Here is a 15,451-nt window from a genome sequence, read left to right on the forward strand (position 1 = left end):
CCTGCGTTGTTTCAAGGCGCTCATCATGTCATCGCCGTGGTGGCGTGATCCCGTCGCGCTTCATGTGGCGGTAGAGCGTGGCCCGGCTCACGCCGAGCTCGTCGGCCGCGCGCGCCACGTGCCAGCGGTGGCGGTTCAACAGATCGACCAGATCGGCGGCGCTCGCGATCGCTGCGCCCGTATCGGCGTGCGGGACCGGCACGCGAGCGGGTGCAGCAGCAGCGGTCAGCACGGGCAACTGGAGGTCTTCCGCCCCCACCGCGCCATCGCTGCACAACGCCAGCGCCAGCCGCAGCACATTGCGCAACTCGCGCAGGTTGCCCGGCCAGTCGTGTGCCAGCAGCTGCTGCATCGCCTCGGCCGACAGCCGTGCCGTCGACTTCATGGCCGCGGCCTCTTCGTTGAACATGCCCTCGATCAGGTAGCGCCTGTCGCTGCGCGCACGCAGCGGCGGCAGCTTCAGCAGTGCGCCGCACAGGCGGTAGTACAGGTCTTCGCGAAAGTGCCCCGACGCCACGAGGTCGGGCAGGTGCCGGTGCGTGGCGGCCACCACCGCGAGGTCCACGCGCTGCGGCGACTCGGCGCCCAGCGGCAGCACTTCGCCTTCGGACAGCACGCGCAGCAGCCGGGTCTGCAGCGCCATCGGCATGTCGCCGATCTCGTCGAGGAACAGCGTGCCGCGGTCGGCCTGCGCGATCAGGCCCTTCATGCCCTTGGCGCGACCGCCCGTGAAGCTGCCGGGCGTGTAGCCGAAGAGTTCGCTCTCGATCAGCGAATCGGGAATGGCCGCGCAGTTCACCGCCACGAAGGGCATGGCCGCGCGGCTGCTGGCGCCATGCAGCGCGCGCGCCAGCACTTCCTTGCCGCTGCCGGTCTCGCCCTCGACCAGCACGTGGATGCCGCGGTCGACCAGCCGGCGCGCCTGCGCGAGCAGCTTCTGCATGGCCGGGTCGTCGCCGGCGATGCGCTCCAGCGGTGGCAGGCGGTCGGAAGGACGTGCGCTTGCGGATGCATGCGAGGGGGCGGAGGCACGCCGCACGCGCGGCGCCAGCAGCGACGCGTGGTATTCGCCGCCGCCAGGCAGCAGCACCGTGTGTGCGAAAGGCATGGCGGACGCGCCGCCGATGCGCCAGATCGCATCGATCGGCATGTGCAGCAGCTCCGACACCGCGCCGGTCAACGTCCGCCCGGCGAAGGCCAGCCGCGCACCGCCGTTGGCGCCGACCAGCGTACCGTCGTCGTCGAATGCCAGCATCACCTCGCCCGCCACGTCGACCAGGCCATAGGCGCTGCCCAGCCGCAGGATCCAGTGGCCGCGGAAGTGGCGCAGGAAGTCGGCGTCCTCGATCATCCGCGCATACATCGAGACCAGGTGCCGCACGAGGTGCTGGCTCTCCTTGGCCTCGGGAGAGCGCAGGGCGGACACGTCGAGGATGGCCGTGAGCCGCCCGCCGTGGTCGAACAGCGGCGCGGTGGTGCAGGTGAGCGCGATGTGCGTGGCGTCGAAGTGCTCGGTCTGGTGGCAGGTCATCGGCTGGCGCTCGACCAGGCAGGTGCCTACGCCGCAGGTGCCCGCATGCGCCTCGTTCCAGTCGGCACCCAGGTACAGGCCGGCCTTGCGCAGCTGGTCGTCCCATGCGGGGTTGCCGATGTAGTCGACCGTGATGCCCTCGGCGTCGGTCAGCAGCACCATGTAGCCGAGATCGGCCACGCGGCGGTAGATGTCTTCCATGCCCGCGCGCGCGGCGCGCAGGAAGTGCTCGAGCTGCTGCTGGTGCGCGCGCACTTCCTGCGCGGGCAGGATGCGCGCTGGCGTCGGCTTCGACGGGTCGAGCCCGTGGTCGTGCACACAGCGCGCCCACGACTTGTGGACCAGGCTCTGCGCCGGATCGGCCAGCGCCGCGCCGGTGGCGATCGAGTAGACGTTGTCGATGTGACGCGATTGCAGGGAAGTCATGCGGAGCCTCGCGATGGCGCACGGCAACCCGACGCGGAGCGAATGGGCCGTGCAGCCGGACATCATTCGGCTGTCGCACTGTCGCAGGACAGAGGTGAAACCCGGTGCCGTCACGGTTTCGGGTTACGCTTTTCGTCGACCTACAACCAACGGCAACAGCCGCACGCCATGTCCGAACCTGCGCGCGAATTCACTCTCTTCGCCGACTACTTCCAGTTCTACATTCAGGACGAATCCGCCGACAGCGATCTTTCGGATGCATGGACCGAGGAAGCGGTCGAGCGGATGCTCGCCGTCGAAGCCGGTGTCGTCGGCATCGGCACCGCACGCAACATGGACGTGCCGGTGACGGTGGAAATCCTCGATGCACCGCCGCCGCTCGAGCCGGACCGGTGGGACCATATCGTGGAATGCACGCTGGTCAACGGCAGTGCGAACCTCGCGATCGCCGGTTGCACCGACTACTTTCCCGATGCGGCGCGCATTCCCGCGCCGCCGGGCACCTACCGCCTGCGTGCCTGCTATGCGGGGCTCGACACGCTGTCGGAGGACGGGCTGGAGGGCGACGACCGCTACCTGCTGCAGCTCTGGCCGGCGCCCGCCATCGACATCACGGTGGTCAAGCAGCGCGCGGCCTGAGCCGCGCGGGCCTACACGCCCAGCAGTTCCTCCAGCGCCTGCGGCTCGCCCAGCAGGTCCGCCGACGCCCCGTGGCGCACGATCTGCCCTTTCTCCATCACCACCGCGAGATCGGTGTTGGCCAGCACCTTGCGGTAGTCGCGATCGACGATCAGCGTGGCGATGCCGGTGGCCCGGATCTCGCCGATCACGCGCCAGATCTCGGCCACGATCAGCGGCGCGAGGCCTTCGGTGGCTTCGTCGAGGATCAGCAGGCGCGGGTTGGTCATGAGCGCGCGGCCGATCGACAGCATCTGCTGCTCGCCGCCCGAGAGCTGCTGGCCGCCGTGCGAGAGGCGCTCCGACAGGCGCGGGAACGTGGCCATCACGCGGTCGAAGGTCCAGGCACGCCGGCCGTCGATGCCGGCGCGTTCGCTCATCACGAGGTTCTCGCGCACCGACAGGTTCGGGAAGATGCCGCGGCCTTCGGGCACGTAGCCGATGCCCAGGCGTGCCATCTTCTCCGGCGGCAGGCCGGTGACCGTGCGGCCGTCGACCTGCACTTCGCCCGACGCCGGGCGCACGTAGCCCATGACGGTGCGGATCAGCGTGGTCTTGCCCATGCCGTTGCGCCCGAGCAGGCCGACCGACGTCGCCGCCGGAATGCCGGCATGCACGCCGCGCAGGATGTGGCTGTTGCCGTAGTAGGTGTTGAGGTCGCGAACGACGAGCATCAGTGGCCTCCCGCCGGGCCGCCCCAAGGGAGGCCGGCGCCCCCCTGGGGGGCAGCGAATACACGAAGTGATGCGCGTGGGGGCATCAGTTCTCCCGCCGGGCCGCCCCAAGGGAGGCCGGCGCCCCCTTGGGGGGCAGCGAATACACGAAGTGATGCGCGTGGGGGCATCAGTTCTCCCGCCGGGCCGCCCCAAGGGAGGCCGGCGCCCTGGGGGGCAGCGAATGCACGAAGTGAGGAGCGTGGGGGCATCAGTGATCCTCTCCGAGGTAGGCGGTGCGGACTTCGGGGTTCTCGCGGATTTCGCCAGGGTTGCCGGTGGCGATGACGGTGCCGTTCACCATCACGGTGATGCGGTCGGCGATGCGGAACACGGCGTCCATGTCGTGCTCCACCAGCAGGATGGCGTGCGTGGCCTTCAGCCGCGCGAGCAGCGTGAGCATGCGGTCGGTTTCCTCGGCGCCCATGCCGGCGAGCGGCTCGTCGAGCAGCAGCACGCGCGGCTTGGTGGCCAGGCACATCGCCACCTCGAGCTGGCGCTGCGCGCCGTGGCTCATGGTGCCGGCGATGCGCTTCGCCTCGTGCGCGAGGCCGGCCGCCTCGAGCGCGGCGTCGGCCGACGCGCTGCTGGTGGCGCAGGACTGCGACGACTGCCAGAAGGCCCAGGGCTTCGGCGTGGCGGCCTGCGCGGCGAGGCGGCAGTTCTCGTGCACGGTGAACTCCGGAAAGATGGTCGTGCGCTGGTAGCTGCGGCCCACGCCGTCGCGCGCGCGCTTCGATTGCGCGCGGCCGGTGATGTCCACGCCGTCGAGCGCGATGCGGCCTTCGGAGGCCTCGATCTCGCCCGAGAGCATGTTGATGAGCGTGGACTTGCCCGCGCCGTTCGTGCCGATCACGGCATGCACTTCGCCGACGTGCAGGTCGAGCGAGACGGCGTTCACGGCGGTGAGGCCGCCGAAGCGGCGGGTGAGCTTGTCGACGGACAGGAGTGCGTTCATGGTCTTGCTCCTTCCCCTTCCGGGGGAAGGCGGGGATGGGGGCAGGCGGCGCTGATGGAGGTGGTGCCTGTGCCAGGGCCGCGTGCCGCCACCCTGGCCCTCCCCCAGAGGGGGAGGGAGGAAGTCAGAAGACGCCCGCAAGTCATGCGGCCTCCTTCGGCGACAGCCGCTTCACCAGCCCGATCAAGCCTTTCGGCAGCAGCGCCACGAACACGATGATGGTCAGCCCCAGCGTCAGCTGCCAGTGATCGGCCAGCGGCCCCATCACTGCATGCGTCGAGAAGATCTCCTTCAGCAGCGTGAAGGCGATCGCGCCGATCACCGCGCCGCGCAGGTGGCCGAGCCCGCCCAGGATCACCATCAGCAGCACCTCGCCCGAGTTGTGCCAGGCCATCAGCTCGGGGTTGACCACGCCGTCGCGCGAGGCCAGCAGGAAGCCTGCAAGACCGGCGAGCGCACCCGCCAGCACGAAGGCCGCGAGCTTGTAGCCGTACACGGAGAAGCCGGCCGCGCGCATGCGCTGTTCGTTCACGCGGATGCCCGCCAGCGCGGCGCCGAAGCGCGAGCGCCGGATGAGCGCCAGCAGCCCGTAGGTGAACACCAGCGACGCCAGCACCACGTAGAACAGCACGGTGCGGTTTTCCATGTCGAGCGCGCCGAGGGCGGGGCGCACGTACATGTAGATGCCGTCGCTGCCGCCGCCGACCTTGGTGTCGTGGAACACGAAGAAGGCCATCTGCGCGAAGGCCAGCGTCACCATGATGAAGTACACGCCGCGCGTGCGCAGGCTCAGCGCGCCGACGAAGAGCGCATACAGCGCGGCCGCGCCCATGGCCAGCGGCAGCAGCAGCGCGAAGTTGCCGCCGTCGCTGCCCGATGCCAGCACCGTCACGTAGGCGCCGATGCCGTAGAACGCCGCATGGCCCAGGCTCACGAGGCCGGTCATGCCCACGAGCAGCTCCAGGCTCAGCGCGAAGATCGACAGGATCATCACCTTCACGACGAAGTCCGACGCGTAGTTGCCCATCAGCGGACCGGCGATGCCGATGGCCACCGCGCAGGCCACGGGCAGCAGGAACGAAGCCTTCTTCATGGCCGCCTCCCCATCAGCCCCTCGGGCTTCCAGATCAGCACGATGGCCATCAGCAGGTAGATGCCGATGCCGCTCAGGTCGGCGAAGAACACCTTGCCGAAGGTGTCGACGAAGCCCACCAGCAGCGAGGCCACCAGCGCGCCGGTGATCGAGCCGATGCCGCCGATCACCACCAGCACGAAGCAGATGATGAGCACGCTCGCGCCCATGTTCGGGTACACCGAGGACATCGGCGCGGCGATCATGCCGGCCAGCGCCGCCAGCGCCACGCCCGCGGCGAACACGATGCGGTAGAGCCGCTTCACGTCGATGCCCAGGCCGCGCACCATGTCGCGGTTGCTCGCGCCGGCGCGGATCATCATGCCCAGGCGCGTGCGGTTCACCACCCAGTACAGCGCCACCGCGAGCACGATGCACGCGGCCGAGGCGAACAGGCGATACCACGGGTAGCTCATGACGTTGCCCAGCGCGAAGCTGCCGTCGAGCCACGCGGGCACCTTCACCCCGTGCACGTCGTTGCCCACCAGGATGGAGCGCAGTTCCTCGAACACCAGGATGAGCCCGTAGGTCATCAGCACCTGCTGCAGGTGGTCGCGCTGGTAGAGGTAGCTGAAGAAGGCCCATTCGAGAAGGTAGCCGAAGATGGCCGCCAGCACCACGCCGGCCACCAGCATCAGCAGGAACTGGTCGCCGAACAGCGGCGCCAGCGAGAACGCCATGTAGGCGCCGATCATGTAGAAGCTGCCGTGCGCCAGGTTGATGACGCCCATGATCCCGAAGATCAGCGTCAGCCCCGAGGCCACGAGGAAAAGAAGCAGGCCGTACTGAACCGAGTTCAGGCACTGGACCAGGAAGGTACCGAAATCCACGTCAGGTCATCCGGGTTGGGCTGGAGAGAAGGAACAGGCGCGATGCGCCGCGATGATCGGGAGACACCGCGGAACCGGCTTTGCCGGTCCGCAGGTGTCGCCCCCGGAGAGGGGGAAGGCGCAGCGACACGAAGTGCGCGAAGCCTGCGGGAGAGCCAGGCCTACATCCGGCAACCGCGGGCGGGGTCGGCCAGGCCCTTGATGGCGGTGCTCACCAGCTTGTTCTCCTTGCCGTCCACCTTGCGCAGGTAGATGTCCTGCACCGGGTTGTGCGACTTGCTCACGGTGAACGCGCCGCGCGGGCTGTCGATCTTCGCCTTCTCGACCGCGGCCGCGAACTCGGCCTTCTTCGAGATGTCGCCCTTGGTGGCGTTCAGGCCCACGCCCAGCATCTGCGCGGCGTCGTAGCCCTGCACCGAGTACACGTCGGGCTGCAGCTTGAACGACTTGGCGTATGCGGTGCGGAACGCGTTGTCGCGCGGCGTGTTCAGGCCGTCGGCGTAGTGCAGCGTGGTGAGCATGCCCTGGGCCGACTCGCCCTGCGCGTCGAGCGTGCCGTCGGTCAGGAAGCCGGGGCCGTACAGCGGGATGGTCTTGTTCAGGCCGGCGGCCTGGTAGTCCTTGACGAACTTCACCGCGCCGCCTCCCGCGAAGAAGGCGTACACCGCGTCGGGCTTGGCCGCCGCGATCTCGGTCAGCAGCGCCTGGAACTCCACGTTGGGGAAGGGCAGGGTGAGCTGCTTGTCGACCTTGCCGCCGTTCTTCTCGAAGCCTTCCTTGAAGCCGTTGACCGACTCGTCGCCGGCCGCGTACTTCCAGGTGATGGTCATCGCCTTCTTCTTGCCTTCCTTCTTGGCCGCGACCTCGCCCATGGCGTAGGCCGGCTGCCAGTTGCTGAACGAGCTGCGGAAGATGTTGGGCGCGCACATCGGGCCCGTGACGGCATCGGCGCCGGCGTTGGGCACGATCAGCACGGTGCCGCTTTCCTTGGCGGCCTTGGCCATGGCCATGGCCACGCCCGAGTGCACCGTGCCCACGATCACGTCGACGTTGTCGCGCTTGATGAGCTTGTTGACGTTGTCGGTAGCCTTGGCGGGGTCGGACTCGTCGTCGACCTTGAAGTACTCGATCTCGCGGCCGGCGAGCTTGCCGCCCTGTTCGTCCACGTAGAGCTTGAAGCCGTTCTCGATGGCCACGCCCAGCGCGGTGTAGGTGCCGCTGTAGGGCAGCATCAGGCCGACCTTGAGTTTGCCGGTGCCCTGGGCGCCGGCGGCGGAAGCCAGCGCGGCGAAGGCGATGGCGGTGAGCGCCAGGCGGGCGGTGCGGATGGTCATGGAATCTGTCTCCTGTTTTTGGTGATGAAAGAAGTGGCCGCGACGATGACACGATCCGGCTGATCGCGATGCGGGGAATGCCCGCATTCAGGGATTTCGAGCAGCTCGCATCCCCTGACGCGCGCAGCGATGCCGCGGATCTGCGCCAGCGTGCCGTATTCGTCGTCGATGCCCTGCATGGCGAGCACGGGGCAGCGGATGGTGTCGAGCTCGCGCTCGATGTTCCAGTCGCGGAAGGGTGGGTGCAGCCAGATGCGGTTCCAGCCCCAGAAGGCGGAGTCGGCGCTGTCGTGGTAGCGGCCCAGCTTCTTCGGCAGGTCGGTGCCCAGGTAGGCGGTGCGCGCCTTCTCGATGTTCTCGACCGTCACGTCTTCCACGAAGATGTGCGGCGCCAGCACCACGAGGCCCTCGACCCTGTCGGGGAAGCGCGAGGCGTACAGCAGCGAGATCGAGCCGCCGTCGCTGTGGCCGAAGAGCCAGGGCCGTTCGTGGCCGAGCCCCAGTGCATCGAACAGCGCGGGCAGCACCTCGTGCGCCTGGCGGTGCATGAAGTCGACGTCCCAGGTCTCGTCGTCGGCGCGCGGGGTGGAGCGTCCGTAGCCGGGGCGCGAGAAGACGAGGCCGCGCGCGCCGGCCGCGTCGCACAGCTGCGTGGGGAAGTCCTTCCACATGGCGACGGAGCCGAGGCCCTCGTGCAGGAAAACGATCAGCGGGGCGCCGGTTTTTTCAGGCGCGATCCACTGGCACTCGATGCGGACCGCGCGGCCGCGCCAGTCGATGGTGGCGAAGTCGGGCGTGGTCAAGGCCTGGCTCCCGGCTGCTGCTCCTTCTCCTTCCGGGGAAGGCGGGGATGGGGGCAAGGGCCCTTGCACAGGCTGTGTGCTGGCGAGGGCCGATGCCCCACCCGACCCTCCCCCAGCGGGGAGGGAGGAAGAAAGAAGCAGCGGGCGGCTCATGCCTGCTTCTCTTTCTCGCGCAACCGGAACCGCTGGATCTTCCCCGTCGCCGTCTTCGGCAGCTCGGTCACGAACTCCAGGAAGCGCGGGTACTTGTAGGGCGCGAGGCGTTCCTTCACGAAGGCCTTGAGTTCTTCCTCGGTGGCCGCGCCGCCGTCCTTCAGCACCACGAAGGCCTTGGTCTTGGTCAGCCCTTCGGCGTCTTCCTTGCCGATCACGGCCGCCTCGAGCACGGCGGGGTGCTGCATCAGCGTCGACTCGACCTCGAACGGCGACACGTAGATGCCGCTGACCTTCAGCATGTCGTCGCTGCGGCCTGCGTAGGTGTAGTAGCCGTCGGCGTCGCGCGTGTACTTGTCGCCGCTCTTGGTCCAGCCGCCTTGGAAGGTGTCGCGCGACTTCTCGCGGTTGGTCCAGTACATGAGCGCCGAGCTCGGGCCGCGGATGTAGAGGTCACCCACCTCGCCGTCGCCCACGGGGCGGCCGTCCTCGCCGCGCAGCTCGATCTCGTAGCCGTCCACCGGCTTGCCGGTGGTGCCATAGCGCACGTCGCCGGGACGGTTGGAGATGAACACGTGCAGCATCTCGGTCGAGCCGATGCCGTCGATGATGTCGCAGCCGTAGTGCGCCTTGAAGCGCTGCGCGATCTCGCCCGGCAGTGCCTCGCCGGCCGACGAGCACATGCGCAGCGCCACGGTTTCGCGCGCGGGCAGCTTCGGCGATGCGAGCATGCCCGCGAAGCCCGTGGGCGCGCCGAAGAACACGGTGGGCTTGTGCTCCACCCAGCGGCGGAAGGTGGCGTCGGGCGTGGGCCGCTCGGCCATCAGCACCACGGTCGCGCCCACCGACAGCGGGAAGGTCAGCGCGTTGCCCAGGCCGTAGGCGAAGTAGAGCTTGGCGGCCGAGAAGCAGATGTCGTCTTCGGTGAGGCCGAGCACCGGCTTGCCGAACAGCTCCGCCGTCCACCACAGGTTGGCGTGGGTGTGCACCGTGCCCTTGGGCTTGCCGGTGGAGCCCGACGAGTAGAGCCAGAAACCGGGGTCGTCCGATGCGGTGGCCGCGGGCGAAGCCAGCGGCTCGGCGGCGGCGAGCGCGGCCTCGAATTCCTGCGCGCCCTCGGGCAATGCGCCCGTGGGCTGCGACACGATCAGCGTCTGCACCTCGTGGCCGCCGCGCGCCATCGCCTCGTGCAGCACCGGCAGCAACGCGCCCGACACCAGAGCGGCCTGCGCGCGGCTGTGGTCGAGCATGTAGGCGTAGTCGTCGGGCGTGAGCAGCGTGTTGACCGCCACCGGCACGATGCCCGCATAGAGGCAGCCGAGGAAGCTCACCGGCCAGTCGTGGCTGTCGAGCATGAGCAGCAGCACGCGCTCTTCGCGACGGATGCCTGCTGCCTTCAGCGCGGCCGCCAGGCGGCGCGCGCGGTCTTCGAGCTGGGCGTAGCTCAGCGTGCCGCGGTCGTCGATGTAGGCGGTGCGCCCGGCGCGGCCGCGGTTGAGGGCGAACAGGTGTTCGGCGAAGTTGAATCGTGTGGGCAGGGTCATGTCTTGTCTCCTTCGGCCTCCGGATTGCTTTTGTTGTTCTAGAGGCCCAATGCGGCGAGGACGCCGGGGCTGGCCTGCACGGCCGCACGGCGGTGATAGAAATCGAGCGCGCGCAGCCCGCCGAGCTCGGCGCCGCCGCCCGCGCGGCCGGGGCCGCCGTGCAGCGACATCGGCATCACGTTGCCGTGGCCGGTGTGGGCCTGCGCCACCTCGGGCGTGACCACGTGCACGCGGCCATGGCTCGGCGCGACCGCCAGCGCGGCCTGCGCCAGCGCTGCGTCGTCGCTGCCGTACAGCGAGGTCACGAGCGAGCCCTGGCCGCGGTGCGCCAGCGCGATGCCGTGCGCCAGGTCGCGGTAGGGCAGCAGCGTGGCCACGGGGCCGAACACCTCCACGTCGTGCACGCGCTGCGCCGCGTCGGCATCGCGCGCACCGAGCAGCACCGGGCCGATGCAGGCGGCCACCTTCGGGTCGGCGTCGACCAGCGGCTTGTCGCGGCCGTCGTGCAGCACGGTGGTCTGCGAAGCCAGGGCGCCGAGGCCTTCGCGCACCGCATCGAGCTGCGCGCGGCTCACCAGCGAGCCCATGCGCACGCTCTCGTTGCGCGGGTTGCCCACGCTGATGCCGGCGAGCTTCGCGCCGATGGCTTCGGCGGCGGCGTCGTACACCTCGGCCGGCACCAGGATGCGGCGGATGGCGGTGCACTTCTGGCCCGACTTGACGGTCATCTCGCGCACGACTTCGCGCACGAGCAGGTTGAAGGCGTCGCTGCCGGGCGCGGCGCCGGGCAGCAGCAGGGCGCTGTTGAGGCTGTCGGCCTCGATGTTCGCGCGCACCGAGCGTGCCGCCACGGCCGGGTGCGAACGGATCACCGCGGCGGTTTCGGCCGAACCGGTGAACGAGACCACGTCGAAGGGCTGCAGCTGGTCCATCAGCCCGGCCGAGCTGCCGCAGATCACCGAGAGCGCGCCGGCGGGCAGCACGCCAGCGTCGACCACGTCGCGCACCATGCGCTGCGTGAGCCAGGCGGTGGCCGTGGCGGGCTTCACGATGACGGGCACGCCCGACAGCAGCGCGGGCGCGGCCTTTTCCCACAGGCCCCACGACGGGAAGTTGAAGGCGTTGATGAACAGCGCCACGCCATGCGTGGGCACCTGCAGGTGTTGCGACTGGAACGCCGGCTCCTTGCCGAGCCTGACCGCGTCGCCGTCGCGCAGCGCGCGCACGTCGCCGAGCGTGTCGCCCCACTTGGCGTACTGGCCGACGGTGAAGATGGCGCCGTCGATGTCCACGGCGGAGTCGTTCTTCACCGTGCCCGAGTTGGCGGTGGCGATCTCGTAGTAAGCGTCGCGGTTGGCTTGCAGCACCTTCACGATGGCGCCGAGCAGCCCTGCGCGCTGGCGGTAGGTGAGGGCGCGCAGCGCGTTGCCGCCCTGTTCGCGGGCGAAGGCGAAGGCTTCAGGCAGGTCGAGGCCGGTGGCGTCGACACGCGCAAGCTCGGTGCCCAGCACCGGGTCGAACAGGGGCGTGCCGGCGCCGGAGCCTGCCTGCCAGCGGCCGGCGATGTGGTTGGGGAGGAGTTCAGTCATGGGCAGGGATCTCGATGAAGTCGATTCGGGAAACACCGCGGAACCGGCTTTCCCGGGCCGCCGGTGTTGCCCCCGGCGAAAGGGTTGGCGGCCACACGCAGTGGGCGAGCCTGGGGGCGTGCGTCATGCCGAAAACTTGATCTGCCCTTCGGGCAGCAGGTAGAGGACGAGCGCGCGGCCCTGGGCCACGGTCGGGCGGTGCGCGGTGCCCGGCCCGTAGACGCACCAGCCAGCGGGCCGTCCGTCGAAGGTGGCGGGGTGGTCGTCCAGCGGCATGATCAGGTCGATCTCGCCGTTGGGGTGCGTGTGGTGCGGGCCGGCGATGTCCTGCATGTCGACCACGTCGACCGAGAAGCGGTGCAGCGCGTCCTCGGCCTTGAAGACCCGGCCGTACTTGATGCCGCCGCCTTCGCGCTCGCACAGCCAGCCTTCGGCGACGCCGCCGATGCAGGCCTGGCGCAGTTGCTCGAAGCTGGCGCTGCCCGCGCCGTGGTTGGCGTTGAGCCACTGGTCAAGCGTGCTGTCGAGCGGCTTGCCGTGGATCTGGGCGGTCAGGCCGGCGATCAACTGGTGAAATGCTGCCTTGCCTGTGGCTGGGTTGCTGCTGTCGGACATCGTGGGGCCTCGAACGTTGGAACGACCTTGCGTGATTCCTGCGTGTGCAGTATCTTGCTTGTGGCCGAACAATAAGCATCGAGACAATGAGTGTCAAGCAATATAGTGCATATATGGTGTTTACCCTGAGCGCGCACAATCCCGGCGAAGAACGAGGAATTGCATGAACGAGCATGTAGACGCGGTGCTGGCCACCGCGCCGGAAGGCGCCGCCGCCGGCAATGGCGCGGCGTCCGCAGGGGAGGCGAAGAACCCGCTGCTGGCGGCGCTGGGCGACCGCGTGCGCAACCTGCGCGCGCAGCGCGGCCTCACGCGCAAGGCCGTGGCCATCGCGGCCGACGTGTCGGAGCGCCATCTCGCCAACCTCGAATACGGCATCGGCAATGCGTCGATCCTGGTGTTGCAGCAGGTGGCCGGCGCGCTGCACTGCTCGCTGGCCGAACTGGTCGGCGACGTGACCACCAGTTCCCCGGAGTGGCTGCTGATCCGCGAGCTGCTCGAGCACCGCAGCGAGGCCGACCTGCGCCGCGTGCGCGTGGCGCTCGGCGAGCTGCTGGGCACGGCCTCGGTCGACCCGGCGCGGCACCGGCGCATCGCGCTGGTGGGGCTGCGCGGCGCGGGCAAGTCGACGCTCGGGCAGATGCTGGCGGAAGACCTGGAGATCCCGTTCATCGAGCTGAGCCGCGAGATCGAGAAGCTCGCGGGCTGCAGCGTGCGCGAGATCCACGACCTGTATGGCACCAACGCCTACCGCCGCTACGAGCGCCGCGCGCTGGAAGAAGCTGTGCAGATCTACAGCGAGGTGGTCATCGCCACGCCCGGCGGCATCGTGTCCGACCCGGCCACCTTCAACGAGCTGCTGGCGCACTGCACCACCGTGTGGCTGCAGGCCGCGCCCGAGGAGCACATGGGCCGCGTGGCCGCGCAGGGCGACACCCGCCCGATGGCCGCCAGCAAGGAAGCGATGGAAGACCTGCGCCGCATCCTGAACGGCCGCGCCGCCTTCTATTCGAAGGCCGACCTGTCGGTGGACACCAGCGGCAAGACGCTGTCGCAGAGCTTCCAGGCGCTGCGTTCGGTGGCTCGCCAGTCGATGGGTGTCTAGGTTCGCCCCCAGGCTTCGCGCACTTCGTGTCGCTGCGCCAACCCCCTTCCGGGGGCAACGCCTGCGGCCCGGCGGAGCCGGTTCCGCGGCATTCCTGCCAAAGTCCTGGAACGCTGGCCTCGGCTGAAATCTGAAAAAAAGCACAACAGGCATTGACTTGCCTGTTTGCATGCAGCATGATGCATGTCATCGGCGCAAGAAAGTGCACTATCTTTCCTGTTCCCGGTTTCCGAACACAGCCCCACAGGAGACTTCCGCATGACCGACACCATCACGCTCCAGGCGCCCCCGCGCGTCGACTACCGCACCGAACCGGGCCAGTACCGCCACTGGTCGCTGAGCTTCGACGGCGCCATCGCGCGCCTCGTGCTCGACATCGCGGAAGACGGCGGCATCCGCCCCGGCTACAAGCTCAAGCTCAACAGCTACGACCTGGGCGTGGACATCGAGCTGAACGACGCACTCAACCGCGTGCGCTTCGAGCACCCCGAAGTTCGCAGCGTGATCGTCACCAGCGGCAAGGACCGCATCTTCTGCTCGGGCGCCAACATCTTCATGCTGGGTGTGTCCAGCCATGCCTGGAAGGTGAACTTCTGCAAGTTCACCAACGAGACGCGCAACGGCATCGAGGACACCTCGAAGCACTCGGGCCTGAAGTTCCTCGCGGCGGTGAACGGCGCCTGCGCTGGCGGCGGCTACGAACTGGCGCTGGCCTGCGACGAGATCCTGCTGGTGGACGACCGCTCTTCGGCCGTGTCGCTGCCCGAAGTGCCGCTGCTCGGCGTGCTGCCCGGCACCGGCGGCCTGACCCGCGTGACCGACAAGCGCCACGTGCGCCATGACCTCGCCGACATCTTCTGCACCAGCGTCGAAGGCGTGCGCGGCCAGCGCGCGGTCGACTGGCGCCTGGTCGACGCGGTCGCCAAGCCGGCACAGTTCCCTGCCGCCGTGCAGGAGCGCGCCTCGCAGCTTGCCGCCGCCAGCGACCGTCCTGCCAACGGCAAGGGCGTGACGCTGACCCGCGTCGAGCGCACCGACAGTGCCGACGGCATCGCCTACACGCACGTGAACGTGCAGATCGACCGCAGCAAGCGCACCGCCACCCTCACCGTGAAGGCGCCCACCGGTACGCAGCCGGGCGACGTGGCCGCCATCGAGGCCGCGGGCGCCGCCTGGTGGCCGCTCGCGATGTGCCGCGAACTCGACGACGCCATCCTCAACCTGCGCACCAACGAACTCGACATCGGCACCTGGCTGCTGAAGACCGAGGGCGATGCCGCCGCCGTGCTGGCATCGGACGCCGTGATGTTCGCCAACAAGGACCACTGGCTGGTGCGCGAGACCATCGGCGCGCTGCGCCGCACGCTGGCGCGCCTGGACGTGTCCTCGCGCAGCCTGTTCGCGCTGGTGGAGGCCGGTTCGTGCTTCGCCGGCACGCTGGCCGAACTGGCCTTCGCCGCAGACCGCACCTACATGCTGGCGCTGCCCGACGACGCCGACCGCGCACCGAAGCTCACGCTGGGCGACGCCAGCTTCGGCTACTTCCCGATGGTGAACGACCAGAGCCGCCTGCAACGCCGCTTCTACGAGGAAGCCGCGCCGCTGGACGCCGCACGCGCCGCCGCCGGCAAGGCGCTGGACGCCGACGAAGCCGTGAAGCTCGGCCTGGTGACGGCCGCGCCCGACGACATCGACTGGGACGACGAGATCCGCATCGCCATCGAAGAGCGCGCCGCGATGTCGCCCGACGCCCTCACCGGCCTCGAAGCCAACCTGCGCTTCGCCAGCAAGGAGAACATGGCCACCCGCATCTTCGGCCGGCTCACGGCCTGGCAGAACTGGATCTTCAACCGCCCCAACGCCGTCGGCGAAAAGGGTGCCCTGAAGGTCTACGGCACCGGCCAGAAGGCCGGCTTCGATCTGAATCGGGTATGACCCCCAGGCTTCGCGCACTTCGTGTCGCTTCGCCAACCCCCTTCCAGGGGGCAACGCCAGCGGCCCCGCAAAGCCGGTTCCGCAGCGTTTCTTGAACAGACATCT

At 69.1% G+C, this 15,451-nt stretch carries 13 protein-coding genes; 3 read left to right on the top strand and 10 right to left on the bottom strand.

Annotated elements, in window-relative coordinates:
* Window positions 1-28: 28 nt before the first annotated feature.
* On the bottom strand, window positions 29-1,957 hold the full coding sequence (locus AACL56_RS03065; RefSeq protein ID WP_339088363.1) for a sigma-54-dependent Fis family transcriptional regulator: 1,929 nt from the start codon (window positions 1,955-1,957) through the stop codon (window positions 29-31).
* Between the two features lie 168 nt (window positions 1,958-2,125).
* On the opposite strand from AACL56_RS03065, the gene AACL56_RS03070 reads away from it, so the two are divergent.
* A complete protein-coding gene (locus tag AACL56_RS03070) occupies window positions 2,126-2,596 on the top strand; it encodes a hypothetical protein (protein WP_339088364.1) in 471 nt (156 codons plus the stop codon).
* 11 nt (window positions 2,597-2,607) lie between these two features.
* Here AACL56_RS03070 and AACL56_RS03075 read toward each other — a convergent pair whose 3' ends face one another.
* The 9 genes from AACL56_RS03075 to AACL56_RS03115 all read right to left on the bottom strand — a co-directional run bounded on the left by AACL56_RS03075 (window position 2,608) and on the right by AACL56_RS03115 (window position 12,306).
* Window positions 2,608-3,309, bottom strand: coding sequence for an ABC transporter ATP-binding protein (locus tag AACL56_RS03075; RefSeq protein WP_339088365.1), 702 nt, complete (start codon window positions 3,307-3,309; stop codon window positions 2,608-2,610).
* Between the two features lie 250 nt (window positions 3,310-3,559).
* Window positions 3,560-4,306 carry an ABC transporter ATP-binding protein gene (locus AACL56_RS03080; protein ID WP_339088366.1) on the bottom strand — a complete coding sequence of 249 codons (747 nt, stop codon included), beginning with the start codon at window positions 4,304-4,306 and terminating at the stop codon, window positions 3,560-3,562.
* Window positions 4,307-4,448: 142 nt separating this feature from the next.
* Window positions 4,449-5,399: a branched-chain amino acid ABC transporter permease gene (locus AACL56_RS03085; RefSeq protein ID WP_339088367.1), complete on the bottom strand. Its 951-nt coding sequence runs from the start codon at window positions 5,397-5,399 to the stop codon at window positions 4,449-4,451.
* The gene (locus AACL56_RS03090; protein WP_339088368.1) at window positions 5,396-6,268 is read right to left on the bottom strand and encodes a branched-chain amino acid ABC transporter permease; all 873 of its coding nucleotides are present in this window, start codon (window positions 6,266-6,268) and stop codon (window positions 5,396-5,398) included. The genes AACL56_RS03085 and AACL56_RS03090 overlap by 4 nt, the downstream gene beginning before the upstream one ends.
* 161 nt (window positions 6,269-6,429) lie before the next feature.
* Window positions 6,430-7,602, bottom strand: coding sequence for an ABC transporter substrate-binding protein (locus AACL56_RS03095; protein WP_339088369.1), 1,173 nt, complete (start codon window positions 7,600-7,602; stop codon window positions 6,430-6,432).
* Complete coding sequence (locus tag AACL56_RS03100; protein WP_339088370.1) at window positions 7,599-8,405, bottom strand: alpha/beta fold hydrolase; 807 nt, start codon at window positions 8,403-8,405, stop codon at window positions 7,599-7,601. The genes AACL56_RS03095 and AACL56_RS03100 overlap by 4 nt, the downstream gene beginning before the upstream one ends.
* A gap of 149 nt (window positions 8,406-8,554) precedes the next feature.
* Complete coding sequence (locus AACL56_RS03105; protein ID WP_339088371.1) at window positions 8,555-10,102, bottom strand: benzoate-CoA ligase family protein; 1,548 nt, start codon at window positions 10,100-10,102, stop codon at window positions 8,555-8,557.
* A 38-nt stretch (window positions 10,103-10,140) separates the two neighbouring features.
* Window positions 10,141-11,691 (bottom strand): 3,4-dehydroadipyl-CoA semialdehyde dehydrogenase, encoded by a 1,551-nt coding sequence (locus AACL56_RS03110; protein WP_339088372.1) that lies wholly within the window; start codon window positions 11,689-11,691, stop codon window positions 10,141-10,143.
* A gap of 123 nt (window positions 11,692-11,814) precedes the next feature.
* Window positions 11,815-12,306: a DUF4863 family protein gene (locus AACL56_RS03115; RefSeq protein WP_339088373.1), complete on the bottom strand. Its 492-nt coding sequence runs from the start codon at window positions 12,304-12,306 to the stop codon at window positions 11,815-11,817.
* 163 nt (window positions 12,307-12,469) lie between these two features.
* Here AACL56_RS03115 and AACL56_RS03120 point away from each other — a divergent pair, with 163 nt between their 5' ends.
* Together AACL56_RS03120 and boxC are read left to right on the top strand one after the other, a co-directional pair.
* On the top strand, window positions 12,470-13,411 hold the full coding sequence (locus AACL56_RS03120) for a helix-turn-helix transcriptional regulator (RefSeq protein WP_339088374.1): 942 nt from the start codon (window positions 12,470-12,472) through the stop codon (window positions 13,409-13,411).
* Window positions 13,412-13,669: 258 nt separating this feature from the next.
* Window positions 13,670-15,346, top strand: coding sequence for a 2,3-epoxybenzoyl-CoA dihydrolase (gene boxC, locus AACL56_RS03125; protein ID WP_339088375.1), 1,677 nt, complete (start codon window positions 13,670-13,672; stop codon window positions 15,344-15,346).
* The last annotated feature ends 105 nt before the right edge of the window (window positions 15,347-15,451 follow it).

The sequence above is a fragment of the Variovorax paradoxus genome (assembly GCF_902712855.1).
Taxonomy (GTDB): Bacteria; Pseudomonadota; Gammaproteobacteria; order Burkholderiales; family Burkholderiaceae_C; genus Variovorax; species Variovorax paradoxus_Q.

Excerpts from the sequence above, each read along its gene's own strand:
- AACL56_RS03075 (WP_339088365.1), bottom strand. The coding sequence starts at position 3,309 with ATGCTCGTCGTTCGCGACCTCAACACCTACTACGGCAACAGCCACATC.
- boxC (WP_339088375.1), top strand. The coding sequence starts at position 13,670 with ATGACCGACACCATCACGCTCCAGGCGCCCCCGCGCGTCGACTACCGC.
- AACL56_RS03080 (WP_339088366.1), bottom strand. The coding sequence starts at position 4,306 with ATGAACGCACTCCTGTCCGTCGACAAGCTCACCCGCCGCTTCGGCGGC.
- AACL56_RS03120 (WP_339088374.1), top strand. The coding sequence starts at position 12,470 with ATGAACGAGCATGTAGACGCGGTGCTGGCCACCGCGCCGGAAGGCGCC.
- AACL56_RS03110 (WP_339088372.1), bottom strand. The coding sequence starts at position 11,691 with ATGACTGAACTCCTCCCCAACCACATCGCCGGCCGCTGGCAGGCAGGC.
- AACL56_RS03095 (WP_339088369.1), bottom strand. The coding sequence starts at position 7,602 with ATGACCATCCGCACCGCCCGCCTGGCGCTCACCGCCATCGCCTTCGCC.
- AACL56_RS03065 (WP_339088363.1), bottom strand. The coding sequence starts at position 1,957 with ATGACTTCCCTGCAATCGCGTCACATCGACAACGTCTACTCGATCGCC.
- AACL56_RS03085 (WP_339088367.1), bottom strand. The coding sequence starts at position 5,399 with ATGAAGAAGGCTTCGTTCCTGCTGCCCGTGGCCTGCGCGGTGGCCATC.
- AACL56_RS03070 (WP_339088364.1), top strand. The coding sequence starts at position 2,126 with ATGTCCGAACCTGCGCGCGAATTCACTCTCTTCGCCGACTACTTCCAG.
- AACL56_RS03115 (WP_339088373.1), bottom strand. The coding sequence starts at position 12,306 with ATGTCCGACAGCAGCAACCCAGCCACAGGCAAGGCAGCATTTCACCAG.
- AACL56_RS03105 (WP_339088371.1), bottom strand. The coding sequence starts at position 10,102 with ATGACCCTGCCCACACGATTCAACTTCGCCGAACACCTGTTCGCCCTC.